This window comes from Colwellia sp. SU-HH01217, from assembly GCF_057543495.1.
Window position 1 is genome coordinate 619,524 of the sequence record NZ_BAAJLX010000001.1, and the last position, 24,398, is coordinate 643,921.

The 24,398-nt window shown below is 36.4% G+C and carries 21 protein-coding genes; 13 read left to right on the forward strand and 8 right to left on the reverse strand.

Translation table 11 applies throughout. The annotated features are described in order from the left end of the window. The first annotated feature begins 55 nt into the window (after nucleotides 1-55). Nucleotides 56-1,096 carry an alpha/beta fold hydrolase gene (locus AC27G3_RS02655; RefSeq protein ID WP_487118516.1) on the forward strand — a complete coding sequence of 347 codons (1,041 nt, stop codon included), beginning with the start codon at nucleotides 56-58 and terminating at the stop codon, nucleotides 1,094-1,096. Nucleotides 1,097-1,117: 21 nt separating this feature from the next. Here AC27G3_RS02655 and AC27G3_RS02660 read toward each other — a convergent pair whose 3' ends face one another. Then, a complete protein-coding gene (locus AC27G3_RS02660; RefSeq protein WP_487118518.1) occupies nucleotides 1,118-2,026 on the reverse strand; it encodes a cation diffusion facilitator family transporter in 909 nt (302 codons plus the stop codon). Between the two features lie 465 nt (nucleotides 2,027-2,491). Here AC27G3_RS02660 and AC27G3_RS02665 point away from each other — a divergent pair, with 465 nt between their 5' ends. Both AC27G3_RS02665 and trmL read left to right on the forward strand, forming a co-directional pair. Continuing rightward, nucleotides 2,492-2,836 (forward strand): DUF3718 domain-containing protein, encoded by a 345-nt coding sequence (locus AC27G3_RS02665; RefSeq protein WP_487118519.1) that lies wholly within the window; start codon nucleotides 2,492-2,494, stop codon nucleotides 2,834-2,836. 217 nt (nucleotides 2,837-3,053) lie between these two features. Beyond that, on the forward strand, nucleotides 3,054-3,518 hold the full coding sequence (gene trmL, locus AC27G3_RS02670; RefSeq protein ID WP_487118520.1) for a tRNA (uridine(34)/cytosine(34)/5-carboxymethylaminomethyluridine(34)-2'-O)-methyltransferase TrmL: 465 nt from the start codon (nucleotides 3,054-3,056) through the stop codon (nucleotides 3,516-3,518). 56 nt (nucleotides 3,519-3,574) lie between these two features. Here trmL and gpsA read toward each other — a convergent pair whose 3' ends face one another. From gpsA to AC27G3_RS02690, 4 genes are all read right to left on the reverse strand, one after another. Beyond that, nucleotides 3,575-4,594 carry an NAD(P)H-dependent glycerol-3-phosphate dehydrogenase gene (gpsA, locus tag AC27G3_RS02675; protein ID WP_487118522.1) on the reverse strand — a complete coding sequence of 340 codons (1,020 nt, stop codon included), beginning with the start codon at nucleotides 4,592-4,594 and terminating at the stop codon, nucleotides 3,575-3,577. A gap of 2 nt (nucleotides 4,595-4,596) precedes the next feature. Further along, nucleotides 4,597-5,088 (reverse strand): protein-export chaperone SecB, encoded by a 492-nt coding sequence (gene secB, locus AC27G3_RS02680; RefSeq protein WP_487118524.1) that lies wholly within the window; start codon nucleotides 5,086-5,088, stop codon nucleotides 4,597-4,599. A 115-nt stretch (nucleotides 5,089-5,203) separates the two neighbouring features. Beyond that, nucleotides 5,204-5,461, reverse strand: coding sequence for a glutaredoxin 3 (grxC, locus tag AC27G3_RS02685; RefSeq protein WP_487118526.1), 258 nt, complete (start codon nucleotides 5,459-5,461; stop codon nucleotides 5,204-5,206). Nucleotides 5,462-5,470: 9 nt separating this feature from the next. Next, nucleotides 5,471-5,899, reverse strand: a complete 429-nt coding sequence (locus AC27G3_RS02690; protein WP_487118528.1) for a rhodanese-like domain-containing protein — start codon at nucleotides 5,897-5,899, stop codon at nucleotides 5,471-5,473. Between the two features lie 223 nt (nucleotides 5,900-6,122). Here AC27G3_RS02690 and gpmI point away from each other — a divergent pair, with 223 nt between their 5' ends. The 3 genes from gpmI to AC27G3_RS02705 all read left to right on the forward strand — a co-directional run bounded on the left by gpmI (nucleotide 6,123) and on the right by AC27G3_RS02705 (nucleotide 9,717). Beyond that, nucleotides 6,123-7,682, forward strand: coding sequence for a 2,3-bisphosphoglycerate-independent phosphoglycerate mutase (gene gpmI, locus AC27G3_RS02695; protein ID WP_487118530.1), 1,560 nt, complete (start codon nucleotides 6,123-6,125; stop codon nucleotides 7,680-7,682). Nucleotides 7,683-7,763: 81 nt separating this feature from the next. After that, nucleotides 7,764-8,840 carry a murein hydrolase activator EnvC family protein gene (locus AC27G3_RS02700; protein ID WP_487118532.1) on the forward strand — a complete coding sequence of 359 codons (1,077 nt, stop codon included), beginning with the start codon at nucleotides 7,764-7,766 and terminating at the stop codon, nucleotides 8,838-8,840. A gap of 109 nt (nucleotides 8,841-8,949) precedes the next feature. Further along, entirely contained in the window at nucleotides 8,950-9,717 is a 768-nt protein-coding gene (locus AC27G3_RS02705; protein ID WP_487118534.1) for a divergent polysaccharide deacetylase family protein, read from the forward strand. 27 nt (nucleotides 9,718-9,744) lie between these two features. On the opposite strand, the gene AC27G3_RS02710 is transcribed toward AC27G3_RS02705, so the two are convergent. Beyond that, nucleotides 9,745-10,533, reverse strand: a complete 789-nt coding sequence (locus tag AC27G3_RS02710; RefSeq protein WP_487118536.1) for a S1 family peptidase — start codon at nucleotides 10,531-10,533, stop codon at nucleotides 9,745-9,747. 121 nt (nucleotides 10,534-10,654) lie between these two features. Here AC27G3_RS02710 and AC27G3_RS02715 point away from each other — a divergent pair, with 121 nt between their 5' ends. From AC27G3_RS02715 to AC27G3_RS02745, 7 genes are all read left to right on the forward strand, one after another. Next, nucleotides 10,655-11,488 carry a patatin-like phospholipase family protein gene (locus AC27G3_RS02715; protein ID WP_487118538.1) on the forward strand — a complete coding sequence of 278 codons (834 nt, stop codon included), beginning with the start codon at nucleotides 10,655-10,657 and terminating at the stop codon, nucleotides 11,486-11,488. Nucleotides 11,489-11,641: 153 nt separating this feature from the next. Next, the gene (locus AC27G3_RS02720; protein ID WP_487118539.1) at nucleotides 11,642-13,267 is read left to right on the forward strand and encodes an acyl-CoA ligase (AMP-forming), exosortase A system-associated; all 1,626 of its coding nucleotides are present in this window, start codon (nucleotides 11,642-11,644) and stop codon (nucleotides 13,265-13,267) included. Nucleotides 13,268-13,292: 25 nt separating this feature from the next. Next, the gene (locus tag AC27G3_RS02725; protein WP_487118541.1) at nucleotides 13,293-14,558 is read left to right on the forward strand and encodes a pyridoxal-dependent decarboxylase, exosortase A system-associated; all 1,266 of its coding nucleotides are present in this window, start codon (nucleotides 13,293-13,295) and stop codon (nucleotides 14,556-14,558) included. A 109-nt stretch (nucleotides 14,559-14,667) separates the two neighbouring features. Then, nucleotides 14,668-15,438, forward strand: a complete 771-nt coding sequence (locus tag AC27G3_RS02730; RefSeq protein ID WP_487118543.1) for a PEP-CTERM/exosortase system-associated acyltransferase — start codon at nucleotides 14,668-14,670, stop codon at nucleotides 15,436-15,438. Nucleotides 15,439-15,469: 31 nt separating this feature from the next. Beyond that, entirely contained in the window at nucleotides 15,470-16,330 is an 861-nt protein-coding gene (locus tag AC27G3_RS02735; RefSeq protein ID WP_487118545.1) for a ThiF family adenylyltransferase, read from the forward strand. A gap of 36 nt (nucleotides 16,331-16,366) precedes the next feature. Beyond that, the gene (locus tag AC27G3_RS02740) at nucleotides 16,367-17,428 is read left to right on the forward strand and encodes a hypothetical protein (RefSeq protein ID WP_487118547.1); all 1,062 of its coding nucleotides are present in this window, start codon (nucleotides 16,367-16,369) and stop codon (nucleotides 17,426-17,428) included. A 170-nt stretch (nucleotides 17,429-17,598) separates the two neighbouring features. Next, complete coding sequence (locus AC27G3_RS02745) at nucleotides 17,599-18,321, forward strand: PEP-CTERM sorting domain-containing protein (RefSeq protein ID WP_487118549.1); 723 nt, start codon at nucleotides 17,599-17,601, stop codon at nucleotides 18,319-18,321. A gap of 370 nt (nucleotides 18,322-18,691) precedes the next feature. Here the strand turns inward: AC27G3_RS02745 and prsT (AC27G3_RS02750) are convergent, their stop codons facing one another. Together prsT (AC27G3_RS02750) and prsT (AC27G3_RS02755) are read right to left on the reverse strand one after the other, a co-directional pair. Then, complete coding sequence (prsT, locus tag AC27G3_RS02750) at nucleotides 18,692-21,448, reverse strand: XrtA/PEP-CTERM system TPR-repeat protein PrsT (RefSeq protein ID WP_487118550.1); 2,757 nt, start codon at nucleotides 21,446-21,448, stop codon at nucleotides 18,692-18,694. 117 nt (nucleotides 21,449-21,565) lie between these two features. Beyond that, nucleotides 21,566-24,310, reverse strand: coding sequence for an XrtA/PEP-CTERM system TPR-repeat protein PrsT (gene prsT / locus AC27G3_RS02755; protein WP_487118552.1), 2,745 nt, complete (start codon nucleotides 24,308-24,310; stop codon nucleotides 21,566-21,568). Between the last annotated feature and the right edge of the window lie 88 nt (nucleotides 24,311-24,398).

Sequence of the window (24,398 nt, forward strand, 5' to 3'; positions counted from 1 at the left end):
AGGCTCTCTTATCTTTCTTTCATTTATGATACTAGTCGCCAAAGGAAATATGGTTATGGCTGATAGCCCAAACTACACAAAAAACTTTACCAAAGAAAAACAATTAAATTCACTTTATAGCAATGAAATCAATAGTTTTTGGCAACAAGGTATTTTTGGCCATTTCACAGGAACTCATAACACACGAATTAACTACGCGGCTTTTGTAGAGCCACCTAAAACAGAACAAAACAGAGCTTGTTTAGTCATCATTCCAGGTAGATCTGAAGGCTATTTAAAGTATCAAGAATTAGCATTTGATTTATTTCAATACGGTTACGATATTTTTATTATTGACCACCGTGGACAGGGTATATCAGAGCGTTTATTGGCTAATCCACACAAAGGTTATGTGGATTCATTTGAAGACTATAGTGATGATGTACATTTGTTCACAGAGACCATTGTTAAAAAACATTGCAGTGAAAAACCTCACTTGTTGTCTCATTCAATGGGGGGAATAATTGCTGCACGTTTCCTACAAAAACATCCAGACTCTGTTAAATCTGCTGTGCTATCTTCCCCTATGTTCGCCATTAATAGTGGTGCTATTCCACAATGGTTAGCTAAAGCCTTAGTTTACAGTACAGTACAATTAAATCAGTGGTTTTCGGATAGCCCTTGGTATTTTATTGGCCAAGGTGATGTTAAAAATAATGCGTATCATATGGATAACTTTGCTAACAATCCATTAATGCAATCCCAACTTCGTTATCAACAATTTACTCAGCTTTATCGGTCAACCCCAGCAATACAGTTAGGAGGTGTGACTGCTCATTGGCTCGCACAAGCTTTAGAAGCAGAACAGACCGTCTTCAATAATCTACCTATGTTAACCGTGCCAATTTTGGTTCTGCAAGCAGGTGCAGATAGTGTTGTCGACAATGAAAGACAAAATGAGTTTTGTTATCAACTCAATAAACTTCAACCGCGTTCATGTCCAAATGGCAAGCCAGTTATTATTGAGCATGCTCGCCATGAATTATTTTTTGAGTCGGATCACTATCGCGAAGAAGCAATCCACCGAACTCTCGATTGGTTTAATACTTTTAACTAAATTAACCTAAACTTAACTCACTTATTTTTTCACAACCGATGATGGATCGTGATGAATGAAAACCTCGCATGGGGCTAGTGCTTGGTTAATTTTATTTTCGATAGCTTCACCAATACGATGAGCTTCTAACAAGGACAATTGATCCTCAAGCTCTAAATGAAACTGGATAAATTTGTCTTGGCCAGCTTGTCTCGTTCTAAGTTCATGTACGCCTAAAGCTTTCTCATGTTGTAAAATTATTGTTTTTATTTGCTCGCGCTCTTGTTCGTCAAGCTCATGATCCATTAAATGTTGAACACTTATCCAAACAATTTTTCCAGCCCCAAACATCAAAAATAGCCCGACTAAAATAGTAAAAACACCATCGGCTTGTAACCAATAGCCTTGACTAAGCAAAATTGCCGCTAAAACGCCTAAATTAAGGAGTAAATCAGATTGGTAGTGTAAAGCATCAGCACTAATAGCAACAGAACCAGTCTTCTTAATCACAACCCGTTGAAAAGCGACCAAAGCCAACGTAAGTACTATAGCAATAATGGTTATCCAGATACCTGTTTGTGAATGTTCTAAAGGTTGTGGAGAAATTGTCCTTTCGACGCCATGAAACAATAATAATGATGCAGAGCCTAGCACAAATGCCGCTTGAACTAATCCAGCTAAGCTTTCCGCTTTGCCATGACCAAACTTATGCTCTTTATCAGCAGGAGCTAAAGCAAACTTTAAAATTATCACGTTTGTTAAAGACGCAAATAAGTCCAACATTGAGTCGGTAGTTGAAGCAAGCATGGCGCTCGAGTCGGTAACAAACCATGCATAAAGCTTAATTACCACTAAAAGTAGTGCTACACCAATAGCAGCAAAAGCGCCTAAGCGTACCCAAGTAGTATAGTCGTCAGCTTGATGACTTATTTGATTGGAGGCTGAGTTCACAAAAAGTCCTTTTTACTCAAATCTTATTTTGATAACAAACATCATACCATTACTTATTATTTTCACCATGAGATCTTGCATCGCTCAATAATATGCCAAAAAAGATTCAGGTGATTGTAAAAAAACAGATACATACTACAAGTTTCGTATGTCTGAATATCACTAAATGTAAACGTTTATTACATATTTAACAGCCAACAATCGTACAATAAACACCCAAATAGCAACTAATCAATCACTTAGTTAATTCTAGCGCTAAAAAGCTGATCTTTTTTCCTTACAACCTTTAAGTCAATCGTTACAACTTTATCGAAAAAATAAGCCACTATTAATTTAGTAAGGCATTTACAGCTTTACTCAATAGGGAATTAAGCAGTTAAACAACCATCTATTGAAAGCTTTGTTATTAGCAATGTAATAACAAAGTAACAATTAGCAACCAACTATAATGAACTGGAGAAGATCATGACTAAAATTAAATCTACATTATTAGCAATTACCGCAGCATTACCATTATTAACACTTAGCATGTCAAGCCAAGCAGCCATGAGTCCATATATGGAGAGCGCATTAATTGATGTGTGTAAAGCCGCGCTGAGCAACAATGTAATAAAGCTTAATAATACAACTAAAGAGTATCGTTTAAAAAATAAAACAATTGCCTTAAAGTTAATGTGCAATGGCGAAGATGTTATCACTTTTGCTGAATATCACGGCGCAGATAAAACAGCCGCTAGATTACAAAAAAGTATAGGTAACGTACGCATCACCGATGTAGCAGCATTATCGAAAATCAATGTAACCTTTTAAAAGGTATACATGTTATGGAAAGGTTTATTGGCTAGATTCTACCTATAAACATGAGCACTCAAATGTGATGTATGGGTGCTCCCATTGTTACAACCCCCCCTTGTTATGCAAATAAGCATTATCAAACATGTAAATTAATTTAATCCACTTGTATTATTTGTTGAGTTAATAACAGGTATAATAATAACTCTTACAATTTTCATGATGTGATCTTGCTATGCTAGACGTTGTACTTTTTCAACCTCAAATTCCACCCAATACGGGCAATATTATTCGTTTATGTGCTAATTCTGGTTTCAGGTTACATTTAATTGAACCACTTGGTTTTGATCTTGACGATAAAAAGCTTCGCCGCGCAGGACTTGATTACCATGAGTTTGCCGCTGTTATTCGGCATAAAAATTTTTCCGCTTTTATTGAAAGCCAGCAACCCAAACGAGTATTAGCAATCACAACTAAAGCATCAAACTTTTATGGAGATGTAACATTTAGCCAAGGAGATTATTTGCTATTTGGCTCAGAAACCCAAGGATTACCCGAAGAAGTGCGTCAGCAAATTCCAGATCAAGACAAAATACGGATCCCGATGTTAAAAGACAGTAGAAGTATGAATTTGTCTAATGCGGTGTCTGTGATTGTATATGAAGCGTGGCGACAATTAGGCTTTAATAACGCTGTATAAGATAAGCTTTATTAGCAAAAGGTTAAACAGGCTCTCGCCCATTTAACCTTTGTATTTTATTCATATTTACGTTCGCGAGACAACAAATCTCCCGCAGCAAGCTTGGCTTCTTTATCGCAATAAAGTACTTGATAAACCTGATCAACAATGGGCATTTCAACGCCCATTCGTTGGGCAAGCATATAAACTTCTTTCGTATTACGATAGCCTTCAACAACTTGTCCAATTTCAGCCATTGCTGTTTCAACGCTATCACCATGACCTAATGCTAAGCCAAAACGGCGATTACGAGACTGGTTATCAGTACACGTTAAGACTAAATCTCCTAAACCAGCCATCCCCATAAAAGTAGCGGGATCTGCTTTTAATGTTAAGCCTAAGCGGGTCATTTCAGCTAAGCCGCGTGTAATAAGTGCTGTACGGGCATTAGCGCCAAAGCCTATTCCGTCCGCCATACCAGCAGCAATCGCAATAACGTTTTTAACCGCTCCGCCTAATTGCACACCAATAAAGTCTTTATTGCTATAAACTCTAAATGTTTTTTCGCAATGCAATAATTCAGATAATTCTTGCACAAAATTATCATCTGTCGACGAAAGTGAAATAGCTGTAGGTAAACCAGCAGCCATTTCTTTGGCAAATGTTGGACCTGACAATACCGCTAGAGAAATATCATCACCTAACACGCTTCGCGCGACATTTTGCAATAAATCACCAGACTCAGGATCTAATCCTTTCGTTGCCCAAGCTATTCTTGCATTTGGTAATAAATATGGTTTTATTTGAATCAGCATATCGCCGAAAACATGACTAGGCACCACCACTAAAACATTATTACTATGTTGAAGCGCTTTTTGTAAGTCATTTTCAAGAATTAAGCTATCAGGAAAGGTACTACCGGGTAAGTATTTTTCATTCCCACGAGTGGCAGACATTTCAGCAATGTGGGCACTATCTCGTCCCCACAATACTGTTTTATGGCCATTTCTTGCAAAGCAAATAGCCAAAGCAGTGCCATACGATCCAGCACCTAAAACTACTACACCTTTATCTACACTGCTATTAGAGGCACTCATTATTAGTGAGTTTCAGTTCCTGCAGGAGCAGCTTCAGCTTGTTGTTTCACATATGAAGCAAATAAAGCTTCAAAGTTAACCGGAGACAAATTTAATTGTGGGAATGAACCACGGTTAACTAAACTAGCGACAGTTTCCCGAGCATAAGGGAATAATGTTGTAGGACAAAAAGAACCAATAGTATGTGCGATACCAGCTTCTGGTAAGTTACCAATCGTAAAAATACCGGCTTGTTGTACTTCGGCTAAGAAAGCGGTTTGACCTTCGATAATAGCAGTAACCGTTACGGCTAAAACAACTTCATACGTGTTATCAGCAAGCTTGTTTGAACGAGTATCAAGATCTAGCTTAATTTCTGGTTTCCATTCTTTTTGAAAAATAGTTGGAGAATTAGGTGTTTCAAAAGATACGTCTTTTGTGTAAACACGTTGAATGGCAAATTGTGGACCGGCTTGTTCTTCGTTTGTTGCTGCTGCATTGTTTTCGTCAGACATCTGAATATTCCTATTGATTTTTGTAATATTTTTACTGAAATTTATCATTAGTTATCGATAAGTTATTATCAATAACCAATCCATAACTAATTGTTTTAAATACTTTTACGTTTATTTATTCTGCTAATAATGGGTCAAGCTGCTCATTGTAGTTAAGCGCATATAACTCATCACAACCACCAATATGTTTATCATTAATAAAGATTTGAGGTACGGTTGTGCTGCCATTGCTTCGTGCAATCATTTCTGGTCTTAGTTCAGGGTTTTTATCAATTTCAAATTCTTGATAAGCCACTGACTTTTGAGCCAATAATGCTTTTGCTCTGGTACAGTAAGGGCAATATCCTTTACTGTATATTTCGATTACTGCCATTTTTATACCTTATTTCTTAGTGGTGGGTAAACCTGCGCCCTGCCATGCGTTCATACCGCCTTTAAGTAAATTGACTTGGCTAAAACCTGCTTTCAATAATTGACTGGCAACTTTAGCAGCAGTCATACCTGCGGCACATACTACAATAATGGGTTTGTCTTTGTATTTTTCAAGAGTAGCGAAGTCATTATTGTTTGCTTTTTCAACTGAAAAACGTTTCGCATCAAGAATATGACTTTGGTTAAACTCTTTTTCCGCACGAATATCAATAACTAAGCCTTCACTTTTATTCACTAAGAAGGTTAATTCTTGCGGCGTAACTTGTTTAATTGGTGACATTTTTATTTTAATGCTAATCACGATAATCATGACAACAATGGCAACCCATGCCGCACTTAACATTGGATGGTTATTTGCAAGTGTTATAAGTAGTTCCATAAGATAAGTTTATTCTCTAATTAGGTTAATTTTAAACAGGCACAGTATACCTAGATGTTATCTATAAATATAGTGAGCTATCTTGTCCTTATTTTGACACCTGCTTGGTAATATAACATCACAAAAACACGCGATTTTACTGTTAAAGTCCATTGTGATTGCTATAAAGCTCAGTGTACAATGTTTGCACTTAACATTAATCACTGCAGTAAAGGAAAGGGTAATGCCGAAGAAAAAGTCGATCGTTCTTATTATATTAGATGGTTGGGGATATCGTGAAGACAGTGACTCTAACGCTATTTTTCACGCAAAAACTCCAGTACTCGACAATTTAAAAGCAAACTATCCCAATATGTTAATTGGTACTTCAGGTATGGCTGTTGGCTTACCAGAAGGTCAAATGGGTAATTCAGAAGTTGGTCATGTCAATTTAGGCGCTGGGCGTGTTGTTTACCAAGACTTTACTCGCATTACTAAATCAATAAAAGACGGTGAATTTAATCAAAACCCTGCATTATGCCAAGCGGTAGACAAAGCAGTGAGCGACCAAAAAGCTGTCCATATTTTTGGCTTATTATCTCCAGGTGGTGTTCATAGCCATGAAGATCACCTTATCGCTATGATTGAGCTTGCTAAAGCGCGAGGTGCTAATAAAGTGTATTTACATGCATTTTTAGATGGTAGAGATACGCCTCCACGCAGTGCCCAAGCTTCTTTAGAAAAAGTAGACGCTACTTTTAAATCATTATTCACCGATGAAAATGACGAAGGTCAAATAGCGTCAGTTATCGGTCGTTATTATGCGATGGACAGAGATCAACGTTGGGACAGAGTAGAAAGTGCCTACAATTTAATGGTTTCTGGTGAAGGAAAATATCAGTATGAAAGCGCCACAGAGGCATTAAGCCAAGCGTATCAACGCGATGAAAATGATGAGTTCGTTAGTGCTAGTGCCATTGTCGATGCTACAGGTAATACTATACAAGTAAACGATGGTGATGCCATGATTTTTATGAACTTTCGAGCAGATCGTGCACGTCAGTTCAGTCGCTGTTTTACCGATAAAGATTTTAATGGCTTTACTCGTAAAAAAGTTCCTGCATTAAGTGACTTTGTCATGTTGACTGAATATGCTGCTGACATACAGGCCAGTTGTGCATTTGCCCCTGAAGTATTAAATAATGTTCTAGGCGAATGGTTAGAAAAACATAACAAAACGCAGTTACGCATTTCAGAAACAGAAAAATATGCTCACGTCACATTTTTCTTTAGTGGCGGTAAAGAAGATACTTTCAAAGGCGAAGAGCGTATTTTAGTGCCTTCTCCTCAAGTTGCCACTTATGATCTGCAACCAGAAATGAATTCAGTATTACTAACCGATAAACTAGTTGGCGCGATAGAGAGTGGCGAATACGACTTTATTGTTTGTAATTATCCTAACGGAGATATGGTGGGTCATACGGGTAAATTTGACGCCGCAGTTAAAGCCTGTGAAGCAGTAGATACTGCGATGGGACGTGTTGTTGAAGCATTAAAGAAGACCGGTGGCGAATGCTTAATTACTGCCGATCATGGTAATGCCGAACAGATGGTAAACAACGAGTCTGGTCAAGCACATACTGCCCACACTTGTGAGCCTGTTCCTTTAATTTATGTTGGCAGAAACGCTGTTCCTATTGCTACTGGTGCATTAAGTGACATATCTCCGACGTTATTAAAGTTGATGGACCTAGAGCAGCCTCAAGAAATGACGGGCTCTGTACTTATGCAGTTAACCGATTAATTGATTACTTATTTTCGCCAGCGAACTTTACAATTACTATGTAGTGTATTCTGCATAGTAATTTGTGCTGTCAGTCCGTTAGTGAATGCAGCAACTGAAAAACAAAATACCGACAAACAATTATCGGATGTCAAAAAAGCAATCCAAAAGCAAAAATCTTCAATTGTTCAATTCAATAAAGATCGCGATGCACTAGAAAAAAAGTTAAAAGCCGATGATATAGCCATAGGTGATGCTGCTAAAGCAATTAATGAAACCAAGCATTCACTCGAGTCTACCCAGCAAAAAATATCTGAATTAGAAAAAACTAAAATTGAACTCACTATACAAAAAAAGCAACAAGAAAATATACTCGCTCAACAACTTAGGGCTGCTTACAGTACAGGCCATCACGACTATATTAAGTTATTATTAAACCAAGAAAATCCAGCAAAAATTCAGCGTACAGTAACATATTATAATTACCTTAACGCCGCTAAAATCAAAGAGATTGACCAATTTAAAGCGACACTTAGTGACTTACTTGAAGTAACCACTGAACATCAAGAAAAAGTTGAAAATTTACGCCTTTTGCAAGCTAAACAAAATCAACAGAGAAAAACCCTTCAACAAAATAAAGATCAGCGTGCGGTTACGTTAGCGTCTTTAAGCAAGGCGCTATTAAGTTCACAGCAAAAACTTGCCCAACTAGAAACTCAAGAAAGCAACTTAGTCGCGGCATTGAAAAAACTTGAATCTCTTGTCCAAGCCCAGCTAAATTTAGTAGGCTTAAGTAAATTAAAAAGAAAATTACGCTGGCCAGTTAAAGGCAAAATTTCTCGCAGTTTTGGTAGTCAAAAGCAAGGTTATTTAACTTGGAAAGGCGTTTTAATGACGGCTCCTTTAGGCCGACAAGTTCAATCAATTCACAATGGAACGGTGCTCTTTTCAGATTGGCTAAAAGGTTATGGTTTAGTCACTGTGATTGATCATGGAGATGGCTACATGAGTCTATATGGTCATAACCAAACCTTATTAAAAAACGTGGGAGATCAAGTAGAAACTGGCGAGCCAATTGCCTTAGTTGGTCAAAGTGGTGGCCAAAATAATGCCAGCCTCTATTTTGAGATACGTTATCGCGGTAAAGCCGTTAATCCAAAATTATGGTGCAGAAGGTAACAATAAAGTTACTTGAAAATATCTTCATTATTATCATTTTTTCCGTCGATTTAATCTTGTTGACCTGATAGGGTTAATGTTAATCAATAATAATAATTAATGTGACCCTGTGCTAAATTCTATTCGCTTATTCTCTGTTGTTTTTTTGCTGTTTATTTCTGCACCCTCAAGCGCTAAGCAAGGCCGTGTTGCCATTATTATTGATGATATTGGCTACCGCTACAGTGATGCAAAAGCGCTTGAATTACCAGGTAATGTCACTTTTTCAATACTACCGCATACCCCCTATGGAAAAAGGTTAGCAGTAAAAGCTAATAGCCATCAAAAAGATGTACTTCTACATATTCCTATGGAGTCTGAAAAAGGCCAACGTTTGGGGCCGGGCGCCTTAACTTCTGACATGTCTGAGCAAACCATCCATGATACTTTAGCCGCTTCTTTTGCAGAGATTCCTTTTGCTATTGGCATTAACAACCACATGGGCAGCCGTTTAACCTCTTTGTATAAACCAATGTCGTGGACAATGAACTTCTTGAAAAAACGTGATTTACTTTTTTTAGACAGTAAAACAAGTGCGCATTCACAAGCAGAGCAAGCGGCTAGAGATTTAGGCGTACCAATAAATAATCGCCATGTTTTTTTAGATAACAATTTAGATGATGCTTATATCGAGCAACAATTTAATGAATTAATTAATCACGCAAAAAGTAATGAGTTTGCTATTGCAATTGCTCACCCCCACCCTGAAACTGTTAAAAATTTAACGCGGTTAATTCCGCGTTTATCAAAAAATAATATTACCCTTGTCCCATTATCCGCATTGTATCGTTCAAGTACCCAAGGTAATGAAAAAGTAGCCTTACAAAAAACAGAGTAAATAAATTTTCTGTTAATTTATAACTTTTTAAGGGCTGACTATCTTATTTTTATCCATTAATTCATGCAAATGTTTAACAGGAATAGCATAAGTGATCCCGCTAGGTTTGCTAATAACCGCTTCTTTACTTTCTTGCACAAATACCTTGTTGATGATACCGATAACTTCACCCGTTTTCCTGTCATACATAGGGCTTCCGCTATTGCCGGGATAGGCTGTGGCGTCGAGTTGATACACAAAATAAGGATTACGCATTTTTTTTAGCATCTTCGCCGTTATTTGACTGGAGTCTGCCACAGGAATAATCACAGGGGTCACGCTGGCAATAATGCCTCGATGTGTCACGGGATATAATCCTAAGATTGCCCCAATAGGAAACCCCGTAAATGCAATATTACTGCCTTCTCTTTGATAATCACCATCAGCTAAAGTAAACACAGGTAAAGGAGCGCCAGATATTTTTAATATCGCGAGATCATGATATTCATCTCGATCGACAATTGTTGCTTGTCGAACAATTGCTGTTTTACCTGAACCAATAAACACCGCCATTTTTTCAAGTAATTCTGACTCAAGATATTTTGGTAGCACGTGGTTATTCGTCACGATGTGTAAACCATCAGCAATAACAAAACCTGTACCTCTTAATATATTTTGAGGTCTACTTGTGGGTGTATGTATACCAATACCAACCACCGACGGCTTAATCGCTTCTACTGTATCTGCCAATTCTGCCTTTGCACTTGTTGCACCAATGAGCAAAAAAGTTATTAATAATCCTTTTATTAGACTTAACATATCATTCCACTTAATCATTATATTTTCGATTCATCAATTATCGCTAAGTGTACCTTAAATAATCAAAATATCTATTTCGCAAATTCTATTTTTATTGTCCATACTTAGAGAGTGTTGGTTATTACAATAGTGAGCGCCTATGTCAACCAAGATAATCCCAATATTCGCAGGCGGTGGTACTAGGCTCCCCGCACATCTAGGTGTATTAAAAGCCTTAAAGCAACTCGACATTTCTTTTGACGATCTGGTTGGTGTCTCTGGTGGCAGTATTATTGCCAGCTTATATTCTGCGGGTTTATCCCATCACGCAATTAGAAAAATAGCACTTGAAACAAATTATAATCAGTTTAGAGAGTTTTCAATAAGAAAGCTTATCCGCCATGGTGGGCTAAGCTCGGGAGATATATTTGAACGATGGGTAGACAAACACCTTAATGGTAAAACTTTTGAACAGCTTGATAAAAATTTGCATATTGTTGCCACTGACGTCACTAAAGGGCAACCCGTTATATTTGATAAAATCAATACGCCAAAGATGAAAGTATCACTGGCTGTGCGTTTTTCTATGTCTATCCCATTAGTTTTTAGCTTCAAAACTTTTGGTAAGCGCATAATGGTAGACGGAAGTATTCTCTCAGAAGAAGCCTTATACCAAGACTGGGACAGTAAAGGCACTCCTATTTTATGCTTTCGCTTAAGGGGTGAACATGAATATGATGAATTAAGTGTAAAAGGGCTCTTCCCCATTTTTAATTACGTTACTTTATTAATCAGAACTTTTATGACCACGCTTTCTAGGGAATACATTAACGAAGCATTTTGGCACAACACTATCATTATCAATACCGGAGAATGCTCTGCTGTTGACTTTAAAATGAACAGCCGTCAAAAACAAATGCTGTACGATATTGGTTACAATACCGCTATGGAAATTATCCCCATTAAGGCAAGGCTTAAATCTGTATTAATCTAAACAACATATAAATAATACGCAGCAAATCTCATCAAATTCTTGCCAACTTTAGCTAATACTTGCAATAATACATCACGCTTTCGTAAAGCCTTTCTATAAGCAATACCGATATAATAAAGGTGTATTAAACACACATTAAATTCAGGATGATAAATGGCAACCTTTGTTCACCAATTAATAAGCCAACGTGCAATCAAATCACCTAAAGCAGATGCTTTACTCCTAAAAGATAAACTATTGAGCTTTGAGGCACTTAACACATTTATTTATAGTATTGCCAGTGGGTTTAATAAATTAACTATTGGTCGGCATGACCGAATCGGTATTTATTTACACAAATCTTTTGAGAATGTCGGCTGTATTTTCGCCAGCAGCATAACAGATTCGGCTTTTGTCCCAATTAATCCTGTTTTAAAATCACCTCAAGTACAACACATCGTTAATGACTGCCAAATTAAATTACTAATTACCAATAAAGCGCGCTTTAAGGCAATGGCTGAAGTATTACCAGGCCTTGTTAGCGTCACCCATATTGTGCTGATAGATGCCGATGATAACTTCACCGAAGTCATCGATCACAAAACTAATACTCTCGAAGTAGCAAGCAGTATATCAATAATGTCATGGGCACTTTTTATTCAGCAGCCTAACTATAATTTTTCCAATAAAAACACTGCTAATGACATGGCTGCAATTCTCTATACATCAGGCAGTACTGGAAAACCCAAAGGAGTTGTACTTTCACATAGCAATATTGTATTAGGGGCAAAATCGGTTTCCTCATACCTAAACAATACTGCTGAAGATAGAATATTAGCGGTATTACCATTAAGTTTTGATTATGGCTTAAGCCAATTAACTACGAGTTTCCTGGTGGGTGCAAGCTGTATTCTATTAGACTATTTATTACCAAACGATGTGCTCAAAGCCATTAAAAAATACAAAATTACCGGTTTAGCCGCTGTACCACCTTTATGGTCTCAGCTTTGTAAAATAAGTTGGCCCGATAAAACAGGCGAGTCACTTAGATACTTCACTAACTCTGGTGGTGCATTATCAACAACAAACTTAGCACAATTAAGGCAATTAGTGCCTAACGCATCCCCTTACCTTATGTATGGTTTAACAGAAGCATTTCGCTCAACTTATCTTTCTCCGAAAGATATTGATCAACGCATTGGCTCCATGGGCAAAGCAATTCCTAACGCTGAAATACTAGTGATTCGGCCTGACGGCACAGAATGTGTCCCTCACGAAGCAGGGGAACTTGTTCACAAAGGTCCATTAGTCAGTTTAGGCTATTGGAATTCGCCTGAAAAGACTGCCGAAAGATTTAAACCTGCGCCACAAACACTATCTGGTATTGTGTTAACGGAAATGGCTGTTTTTTCTGGTGATACTGTAAAAAAAGACGATGAGGGTTTTTTATATTTTGTTGCAAGGCAAGATGAAATGATAAAAACTTCTGGCTATCGTGTGAGCCCTATGGAGATTGAAGAGATACTTTATCAACATAATTCAATTACAGAAGTTGCTGTAATTGGCGTACCACACGAGCAGCTTGGTCAAGCGATTATAGCAATAGCTTGTGTGTCACAAAGCGATAATTTACCCTCAATTGAGAAGTCAATTTTAAAACACTGTCAAAAAGAGTTAGCGAATTATATGATTCCTAAACAAATCATAGTACTGACGAATTTACCTCATAATGCCAATGGTAAAATTGATCGCAACCAGTTAAATGTAAACTATAAAAATTATTTTTCTTCAGAACAGTAAATTAACAAAAAATAAGATACTCACTGTGAATACACATAAAAAAACAACACCAGCACACGCTGATATGTCTCATTTCAATAAGCGTAATAATGAATTAGTTATCGGTGATATACCACTTTCCAATATCGATAAATTAATAGGCTCTACGCCATTTTATGCCTATGATAAACAATTAATCGCGAATAAAATTCAACAACTAAAAGCTGCATTACCTAATAAAATACAGCTGCATTATGCAATTAAAGCAAATCCATTACCCCATTTAGTACATTTCATCCGTCCCTTAGTAAGCGGATTTGATGTCGCTTCTAAAAAAGAAATGCTATTAGCAATGCAAACGGGTATGCCAACAAATGAAATAAGTTTTGCTGGCCCTGGAAAATCAATAGATGACATTCAGTCAGCAATTATTTCGGGAGTAACTTTGCATGTAGAATCAACAAAAGAAATTGAACGTGCGTTAGCATTAGGTAAATCACTCAATATCAAACCTTGCATTGCTATTAGAATAAATCCAGCTTTTGAGCTTAAAGCATCAGGTATGAAGATGTCTGGTGGTGCCAAGCCTTTTGGTATTGATGAAGAGCTGTTACCTGAGATAATTAAACACTTACCCTTTGAAGAGATAAACTTCCGCGGTTTTCACATTTTTGCTGGCTCGCAGAACTTAAAAGTAGAAGCAATCATCGAAATGCATCAAAAAACCTTTAAGTTAGCAAACGAATTGATGAGCTTAATGCCGATTGATATAGATTATATTAATATTGGCGGCGGCCTAGGGATCCCTTATTTCCCTGGCGAACAGCGTTTAGAATTAACTGAAATATCAGAAAACTTATCAGATTTATTTCTCCAATTTAACGAGAGCCATCCTACAATAAATATTGTTATGGAACTTGGCCGATATATTGTTGGAGAAGCTGGTGTTTATGTAAGTAAAGTAGTCGATAAAAAAACATCCCGAGGAACCACCTACTTAGTCTGTGATGGAGGATTGCACCATCACCTTTCTAACTCAGGAAATTTTGGTCAAGTAATTAGAAAGAACTACCCGGTAAGTATTGGCAACAAACTTAGCACTGAGGACGAGGAAACTAGCTTTCACAAAAAAGAATTAGTGACAATTGTTGGCCCACTTTGTACACCACTTGATATTTTAGCCGACAAAGTTAAACTACCTAAAGCAGAAATTGGCGATTATGTAGTAGTCTATCAATCTGGCGCATATGGTGCTTCAGCTAGTCCAAAAGACTTTTTAAGTCAGCCCTCATTAACTGAAATATTGTTATAAAATAGATTATTATAAAAAAGTTTATCTTAATAAAAACTTAATTACTGTTATATTCTAATGATGTCTATAATAGTAATTAGAGAAACTTTTTGGAGTAATGGTCTCAATAATGAGTAACTATACAATTGCCAATCACTTTAGCCAGTATTTTCAAATAAAATTTGCTAATACAAAAGCCTTAAGACAAGAAGCCTTTAAAATACGTTATGGGGTCTATAGTCAAGAATTAGGTTGGGAGCCTGAAAATTCACTTGTCATGGAAACAGATGAGTGTGATGACTATGCATATCATTGCTTAATAGAGCATAAGCGCACCGGAGTTTTTGCTGGATGTGTTCGTTTAGTAATTCCCCCTGCCAATCAACCTGATTTGCAATTACCCTTTGAAAAAAATTGTTTACACACCGCCAACACTGATATTATCGATTCAAGTATTTTACCTCGAGGGAGTTTTGGAGAGATCTCAAGATTAGCTGTTTTAGCCTCTTTTCGTCGTAGAGAAAAAGAGAAAAACACCCCGTTTATTATTAATAAAGTTAACCCAGAAACTGTGTATACGGAAGATGAAAGAAGAAACTTCCCTAATATTGCCATGGGTCTTTACTTAGCTGCAGTTTCTTTATCTGATATTTGTAATCATACTGGGGCTTTTGTCATGATGGAACCACGACTTAATCGCCGACTCATACGTTTTGGCTTACCTTTTCAACAAGTCGGTGAACCAATGGATTATCACGGTCAAAGAGCGATGTTTCATTTACCAAGAAGCGGCTTTAGATCTCAGCTCACGACAGAATTACAAGAGTTATACGATATCATTTACAATGACATTAAAAACCAAATATCACTTTTGCCCTTTACAAATGTAACCGACAGGTAAGTTAAGCTCAATACATAAAGGATCATCCTCCATGAACGCCACATTTGAATATGATTTAGCCTTCTCTCGCAATATTGGCTGGTTTACTGATACTGAACAACACATTTTAAAAACCAAGCGCGTTGCTATAGCGGGTATGGGTGGTGTTGGTGGCTTTCATTTACTAACACTCGTTAGACTAGGTATCACAAAATTTCATTTATCTGATTTTGACGAATTTGCTTGCGAAAACACAAACCGACAAGCAGGTGCAAACGTAACGACCTACGATAAGAAAAAGCTCGATACTATGGTCGCTATGGCTAAAGAGATTAACCCAGAGCTAGAGATTAAGCTGTTTCCTGAGGGGATTAATGAAAATAACACTGAAGCATTTCTCGAAGATGTTGATTGCTATGTAGATTCATTAGATTTTTTTGCAATAAAAGCAAGAATGAATGTCTTTAAACTTTGTGCCGATAAAGCCATTCCCGCAACAACTGCCGCACCAATAGGTATGGGTACGGCTTATTTAAACTTTCTACCAGGTAAAATGACATTTGAAGAATATTTCCGTTTAGAAGGCTATACAGAAAATGAACAATACCTAAGATTTTTTCTTGGTTTAACGCCCGCCGCTCTTCAACAAGCCTATTTAGTTGATCCTAGTAAACTTGATTTAGCGAACAAGAAAGGCCCATCGACAATCATTGGCTGCCAGTTAGCAACAGGTGTAACCGCAGCACAAGTAGCTAAAATTTTTCTTAAACGCGGTGAAGTTCTCAATGTACCTTGGGGTCAACATTATGATGCCTACCTTAACAAATTTAAAAAAACGTGGCGTCCAGGTGGTAACAACAATCTCATACAACAATTAGCTTATAAAGTGGCTAAAAAACGAATGGGCATTTAACCTTTTCAATTCACTACTTTCTCAAATAGGCAAGCCATGCTAAATCAAGAAACTCAAGACCTCATTATCAATGCAGCCATAGCCGCCCCTTCTGCTGACAATAGCCAACCTTTTAAATTTAGTTGGCTAGCCAATACCACGCTAAGCCTTTGGATTGATAAATCACGAGCAGGTAAGGCATCAGACAATCGTTTTGTTTTATCTGATATTGCCCTTGGCGCAGTAATAGAAAATATAGCTATCCAAGCAAAATCACTAATGTTACAAAGCCATATAGATTACTTTCCAAATGGTGAAAGTGACGAACTTTACGTGGCTAAGATAGTATTTACCACTTTAAATGAAAATCAAGAAGACCCAGATAATTTAGCAAAGGAAATTTTTAATCGATGTACAGATCGCCGATTTCCGTTCAAAGGCCCAATAACTCAAAATAATAAAGCACAGTTAACTGCCGCGGCCCAAAGTCACGACTGCAATACTATTTGGTTTGAAGATAAAAAATCCATTAAACGTGCGCTACCTGTGATTCAACAAGCCGAAACTATACGCTTTAAAAGTGAAATATTACATCAAGAGCTTTTTTCTACAGTAAAGTTTGATCAAGAAGATTCTTCTGAAGGAATGCATATTTCAGTCTTAGCTATTGAGAAGCCTGCACAGCCATTTTTTAAATTGATGAAAAAATGGTCATTTATGAAAATAATCAATAAACTGGGGGGGGCATCTATGCTTGGGCTTAGATCCGTTAAAATACCTATTATGTTTTCACCGGCCTTATTATTAATTACGATGAATGATAATAGCCGCCTTAGTGTTATAAAAGCAGGAAGAGCTATACAACGTGTTTGGTTACAGGCGACACAATGTGGTTTGGCTGTACAACCTTATGCTGCACCGGGGATTTTCTCTCTTGGATTTATTAATTGTGAGCAAGAATTTGAAGGAGATTTAGCTCACGTCAATCTACAAATGCAAGATTTAATGAATATAAATAAGTCTCCAAATCACTGTGGCTTGATGTTTTTCCGTATTGGCAAAAACAAACCAATTAAAGTCAGAACCCATCGCAGAAAAGCAACATCATTTAAACGCTAAATAATGTCTATTTTTTTTACACTTTTCATTCATCAAATTATTTAAAAAAACAACAATTAAAATATTTCCCTTTATAAACAAAGATATGAATAAAATTACTATAGTTGGCATATTACATGCATTTTGATTAATAGTTAAACAAAATCGATCAATTACTATTGGAGAATATAATGAATATTAAAAAAGGATTATTAGCAGGCTTTGCCGCTGTATCATTATCTATGACCGCGCAAGCAGGTGATATTAACGTTGGCGGTGTTGTATGGGATCCTGACTCAGGCTTAGATTTTCAATCTAATGGTACAACTTATGAAACTTTCGCGGGTGCTGTAGGCGATGTGGTTACAGGTTTCGGTATTATCACTAACTTCAATGGCACTGACCAGTCTGTGTTCTGTCCAAGTTGTGAGTTAACCTATACTTTCTCATTAGAATTAACCGCAGCTACAGCAACAGTCGGTTCAGCATTTGCATTTGAGTTTGACAATGTTGTGTTTGACCTATGGGTAGACGATAGCCCTGAGTTTAGTTTACTTGCTCCTACTCTTGCATCAGCTGCTGACGGTGATAACTTCTTATCTTTAGTGAACAACGGCTTACTTACTGGTTTTGCAAATAACTTATTTGACCCATTATCTGTTCAAGGTTTTGGTGGCGGATTTTTAGATGTAGTTGGCGGTATGGCTGCAAATAACTTTGATACTAATGGAAGAATGAATGGTTCGGATATGGCATTTACCTCTTCTTTTCAACCAGCTAATTTAAATGTTCCAGGTTACCCATTATTTGGTACTTTAGATTTAGCGGGTAATTCAATCCCTGAACCTTCGACTATCGCTTTATTCGGTCTAGCTTTATTAGGCTTCGCAAGTCGTAAAAAGTTAAATAAATAACGATAATTGAAAGATTTATACTGACTAAGCCTAGCGAATGCTAGGCTTTTTATTGTCTTAAGCTAAATTTCATATGATCATAATTAAGCCTGTGTGCTCTCTTCAAAGAAGTTAATCGAAGTCAATTTTTAAACAGGGAAATTAATAATCAGTTATGATATTAGCATTTAATACTTGTCATATTCAGTAAACTCAATATTAACCGTATAGCTTCTATAACACCCGATTAATATCAATAACAAGGCACTTATTTAAGGTTGAAACTATAACGTCTCAACGTTTTTGTGAAGTCACTCATAGACATTAACAAGGTTTCATTCATATTAAACGCTTAATAATTTATCTATCATTAAGCAAGTCTTTGCTCTAATTAAGCTTTATTTAATACTTTGAGTAATTTATTAACGATTATTGATTCTTCTTCAGTTTGAGTATTAATACTCATTAGAATACTCTTTGCCTCGGTGTACTTTTCCTGTGCAATAAGGCCTTCCGCTAAACTAGTAAACACTTTGATGTCTGTTGAACCGCTGTCAATCGCTTTCGTCAACACTAAAACACCCTCATCATATTTATCGTTTGATATTAAAATAACGCCATAACTTTCTAAAATAGCTATGTTTGATGGCTGTAGAGAGTTTGCTTTTTCAATTTCTACTAATGCTTGATCTGTTTCACCATTCAAATATAAATTCCACGCGAGATTATTCAAAATAACAAAATTGTCTGGTGTACCTTTCAATATCTCTCTATATTGGTGAATAATTTTTGATCGATCCTTATCCTCATATAGCCCAGCCAGAAGCACTCTAACTCGAATATTATTACTATTATCAGACAAGTAACTCTCTAAAGCATTTTCAGCCTCTTGCTGCTGACCACTAAACTTAAGCGCTCGCGCCAAGTTGATAACATTAACTTCACTAAGGTCTTGTTGATAAGCCATTGAAAAATGTTCAACTGCGCTATCATACTCTTTAAGACTGAGCGCTAATTTACCTTCAACGGTATGAACAAACGGATGGTTCAGCTTTTTAGCTCTTAACTTAACAAGGTAGCTCTGTGTGCCTTCCAAATCGTTATTCAACAATTCAAAATGAGCAAGTAGCATTTCTAAACGTGTATTGTTAGGGTATTTATTGTAAGCACTCAAAGCTGCTTGTAGAGCTTGAGCGTATTGCTTTTCAATCTCTAACAAACCAATAAGTCGTAGTAGTAATAAATAATTATCTGGGAAATATTTTAAGCCTTCCGAGTAGGTATTTTTAGCGTTCGATAGGCTTTTTATTGTCGTGTAACTATCACCTAAGTTCATCCAATAGCTAATAGGTAATTCATCTTTAGGTTTAATTTCTTTTAAAATAATTATTGCATCATCTACTTGCTTGTTGATTCTCAAGTTTTGAGCTAAAGCAAATGCTAAATTTTTCTCCTCTTTATTATTACTATATAACCCCGTTAGAAATTCAATTACCTCTGAAATTTTTCCAAGGCTAATTTGAGATTCACTTAAATGTTTAATAGCCCCTATATGCCCTGGCTGAAGGTGTAATACTCTTTGATATAAATTTATTCCTTCAATAATATTTTCTTCATTTTCAGCCAAAATACCAAGATTATATAAAGCGGTAATGTTGTTTGGATCTAATATTAAAACTTGATTAAAAGCTTCTTGTGATTGGGTAATTTCCTTTTTATCAATAAACAGTACCCCTTTAATAAGATGAGCAGTTATCTCGTCACCTTTTAATTGTAAGCTTTCAATAACGGCTTCTACTTTTTGATATTCTTTATTAGCTATATATTGAAGTGCTAAAGGTAGTTCAACACCAACAATATTTGGATCTAACTTTAATGCTTGCTCTAATGCTTTGATGCCTGATAAATCGTTTTGGGATAATAGCAACACGCCTTTTTGAGCCATTACATTAGCGTTGTTTGGAAGCACATCACCAGCTTTATCTATCAAAGCCTGTGCCGCATCATAATCCCCTGCCTTCATCAATTCCATACTAGTAAATTGTAATAAGTTACTGTCTTCGGCAGTCAACCCTTCGAGCTGATTTAATGTAAAAGCAGCATCAGTTAAATACCCAAGTTTCATTTTTACCACAGCAAGTATTTTTTGAACGGGGTGAGACAAAGGCAATTTAGCTTCAATTGAATTTAAATAATTATAAGCTTGCTCCATGTCCTCTAGTTGGAATGCACTAACACCGGCGATAGCCTTAGCTATAATAAAATTATCACCGCCATTTTGAATGGCAATCTCTGCAAATTCCTTAGCTTGTTTGTAGTTTTTTTCTAGATATAATAACTGGGCTTTATATTGATTCGCTAAAGGTGCCGTACTAAAAAGTGTAAGTAATTCATCAACAATTTTCTCTGCCTCTTCATAATACTCAGCTCGGATTAAACTATTAATCTCAAAATATAAAACAGTATAGTCTTGAGGATGTAATTGCCGATAATAAGAAAAGCTCTCGCTTGCTAGCTCGAATTCTTCTATAGCAAATAACAAATGCCCTTTTAACAATATAGCTTCTGAAAAATCCGGTGAGGTTTTTAATATATTATCAAGGGTTACAAGCCCCTGCTTATATTCTTCATGCGATCTTGACAAATAGGCGCTGGCGATTTTTGAATATGAAGAATCCGCACTAATTGTAATCGCCTGTCCTAAATAATCTTGCGCTTTTTCAATATTGCCATTATTTAAAGCTGCTATGCCTGCATAAGTTAAAACAATAACATACTGATTATCAGATAAATCCGTGCTATTTCTTGCGATATCATAAATTTCATCAAATTTATCTAGCTTAACTTTTACCTTAACTAAATCTACCCGCACATCGTGGCCTAACTCTTTAGCCCTTTGTAGTTCTTTTTCAGCATTAATATAACTTCCCTGCTGTAAATATGCTTGTCCAAGTCTAAGCCTTGCTTCTGTATTTTTAGGGGCTAACCTAACAGCGTTTTTTAGCTCCACAATTGCACTGTTGATATTATTATTAACACTATACTGTTGAGCTCGCTTTAAATAATCCTGAACCGTATTTTTTTCGCTACAGGCAAAAGTTGCTATTGTTAGCGTAAATACTATTGAGGTCATAATTAACTTATTCATTCCAATTCCTTTTAGTAAATATCATATTTAATGTGCCACTTAACATGAGTAACTTTAACGCTAACACGATTAAAACTTATTCATTAACGACAGATAGATAACTGTCGTATTTTTTCGTTAAAGCTGGTTTTCTATTTGATTTTTTTTAGCTTGTTGTGTTTCATTATTCGTTTTAATGCTCTCCAGCAATCTTTTTGCTTCGTTTTTCCTACTATTAGCTATCAATACTTCAATGTAATTCAAAGTAATATCAATATCTTTGCCTTCTGATAATTCATAAGCTTTCTCAGCTTTTTCTAACGATAACCTTTTATTACCTGACTTGAGTAAAACTTGGCTATAGGTATCAACAACATTCGCATGTTTTGGAGCGAGGTTATAAGCCGTTTCCGCATGAACTAATGCTTTATCGATACTACCCCCTTCCATATACAACCAAGCTAAATTGTTATTAACTAGCACATTATTAGGCTGTGTTTTTATAATTTCTTGATAGCTTGCTAATGCTTTTTGTTGTTGGCCGTTAAGATAAAGCGAGGCGAGTAGCGTTCTTACCCTTTCATTCCCCTTAAATTGATTAAGATGATCTTCTAATAACGTTGTGGCACGAGGAACTTCGTTATTTCCTTGTAGAGCTACCGCCAAATTGATCACATTTTGATGGTTGGGTTTAGCTTGATAAAAAAGCGCTAGTTTAGGTACCGCTTCAGCATAATTTTTTTCTAATAAGAAGAGTCTTCCTTCAATGCCTGCAATAAAACTCTCACTGAGCTCTTTACGATCAAAGGTAGCAAATAGTGTCTTTGCTTCTTGTGTTTGCTGGCTATTAAGTAATAAGTTCAGTTTAACAATTCTTAAGAGTAAATTATTGTCATGTTGTGATATTGCTGAATTAATTAAACTAATCGCACGGCTATATTCCCTTTTCTTGCCATAAAAGTCCGCCAACAAAACCACAGGCTCAATATGATAAGGGTTCACTTTTCGCCAATCATCTAACACTGCTTTTAGCTGTGCAGGTTTATTTAACTCACGCGTTACTCGGTAGAGTAATTGCCAATATTTTTTCGGTGTTTTTATATCCGTTTTATAAGATTTTAATACTTCAATAGACTCTTCAATACGCGATAAACTAAATAATGCTTCAGCATATAATATACCCACTCTAATTTGAGCATTGTTAGCTTCTACTGAAGATTTTAATGGTATTAAACCGGTTTCATTAGGGTTTAATTGAAAGTATTGCCCTAAAACTTTAACACTATTAGGGTAATTTTTTATTAATGTTGAGGAAAGCTTCTTCGCCTTATCAGTGTTATTTAATAGCGCTTCAACTTTTACCATTTCAGTTAATGCATAGAAATTATTTGACTCAAGTTTAAGGCTTTTCTGCAACGCTTCTTTCGCCTCTTCGAATCTTTTTTCCTTTATATTGATAGCCGCTAACAAATTAAAACCACCCGATTTTTTGGGGTAGTTTTCCTGCCATTTTTTAGAGATGATCGTTGCCTGCTCAATATCGGCCATTTGCACAGCAGCAAATGCAAGCGCCAATTCAGCCTCAATTAATTCGGGATCTAATTCAATCGCATCTTTTAAATCTTCCATGCCTGATGGATCGTTCATCATCAATTTCAAAATACCTTCTCTAGCACTTTGTTTGGCATCTTGAGAATCAGTTGACGAAGCTTGATCGACCAAGTCTCTTGCTTGGTTAACTGCACCTAACTCGAACATTTTTAAGCTTAATGATGAAATAAATTCAGAGTCTTTATCGGTCGATGATTCAAAACCACTTAAGGTTTCTGAAATATCATCAACTAAACCAAGCTGGAGTTGACTAACTGCCAACATCCGCCTAGCAACATGATCTTTGGGTAAATATTGAGCCACAGCACTTAAATGATAATTAGCTTGCTCATAATTTTTTAACTGGAACGAACTTGAACCCGCAATGAGTTTTAGTTGTAACTGCTTAAAATTAGCCTGTAGTGCTTTTTCTGCAAACTCACTTGCTTGCTGATAATCTTTGCTGGCGAATCTAACAGAAGCTTTAATATAATTGGCAAAAGGCTGATTATTTACTTTAGCTAATATAGCATCAGCATGCGCTTCTGCCTTTTCTAGTTCACCTGCTTTTAATAGCGCATCTGCAAGTAATAGTTGTACTAATCCAGAATAAGGCTGGGCTTTTAAGTATTGCTCAAAACTTTCACTGGCCTCTTTATATTTTTCAGCTGCAACCTGTATTTGCCCTTGAAGCATAAGTGCATCTAACTGTGCAGGCATACTCGCTAAAACAAGATCGACGTGTGATTGTGCTTGCGCTAAGTCTTTTTGAGAAAATGCCACATAGCCTTGAGCTAAATCATTATAAGCCGTTGTTGACGCTAACGAGTTAATTAAAATCAAGGTCTCGTCTGCCAGTTCAACATCTTCACTTCTTAACGCTGCAAGCGTTTTATAAGCTAGGTAATGACTTTTAATATCCGCAGATAATTTTTCAGCCTCTGAACTCAAGGCAATTACATCGCCGTCTGACTCTGTAATAATGTAAGCTCGGGCAAGTAAAGGGATTACTTTTTCTGGAGAGTATTTAAGTTGTTTCGCACGCTCTAACTCTTTAACAGCTTCAAGTCCGCGACCTTGCGATAAATAAAGTTGACCAAGTAAAAATCGAACTTCTGCATTTTTCGGTTCTAGTTTTAATGCATTTTTTAACTCAATCATGCCTTCGTTAACTTGATTAGCACTCAAATGAGTTTTTGCTTTAATTAGATATGTGCCTGCATTTTCATTATCACTACAAGCAGATAAGGCCAATGCAACACTGGTAGCGATAGCAAGTTTAATTAATTTCATGGTACTTTCCTTCAACCGTCTTATTTTTATTGTCAGCAGTATATTTCACTGCTTGCCATATACAGAGCCAACAATTGCCAATGGCTCT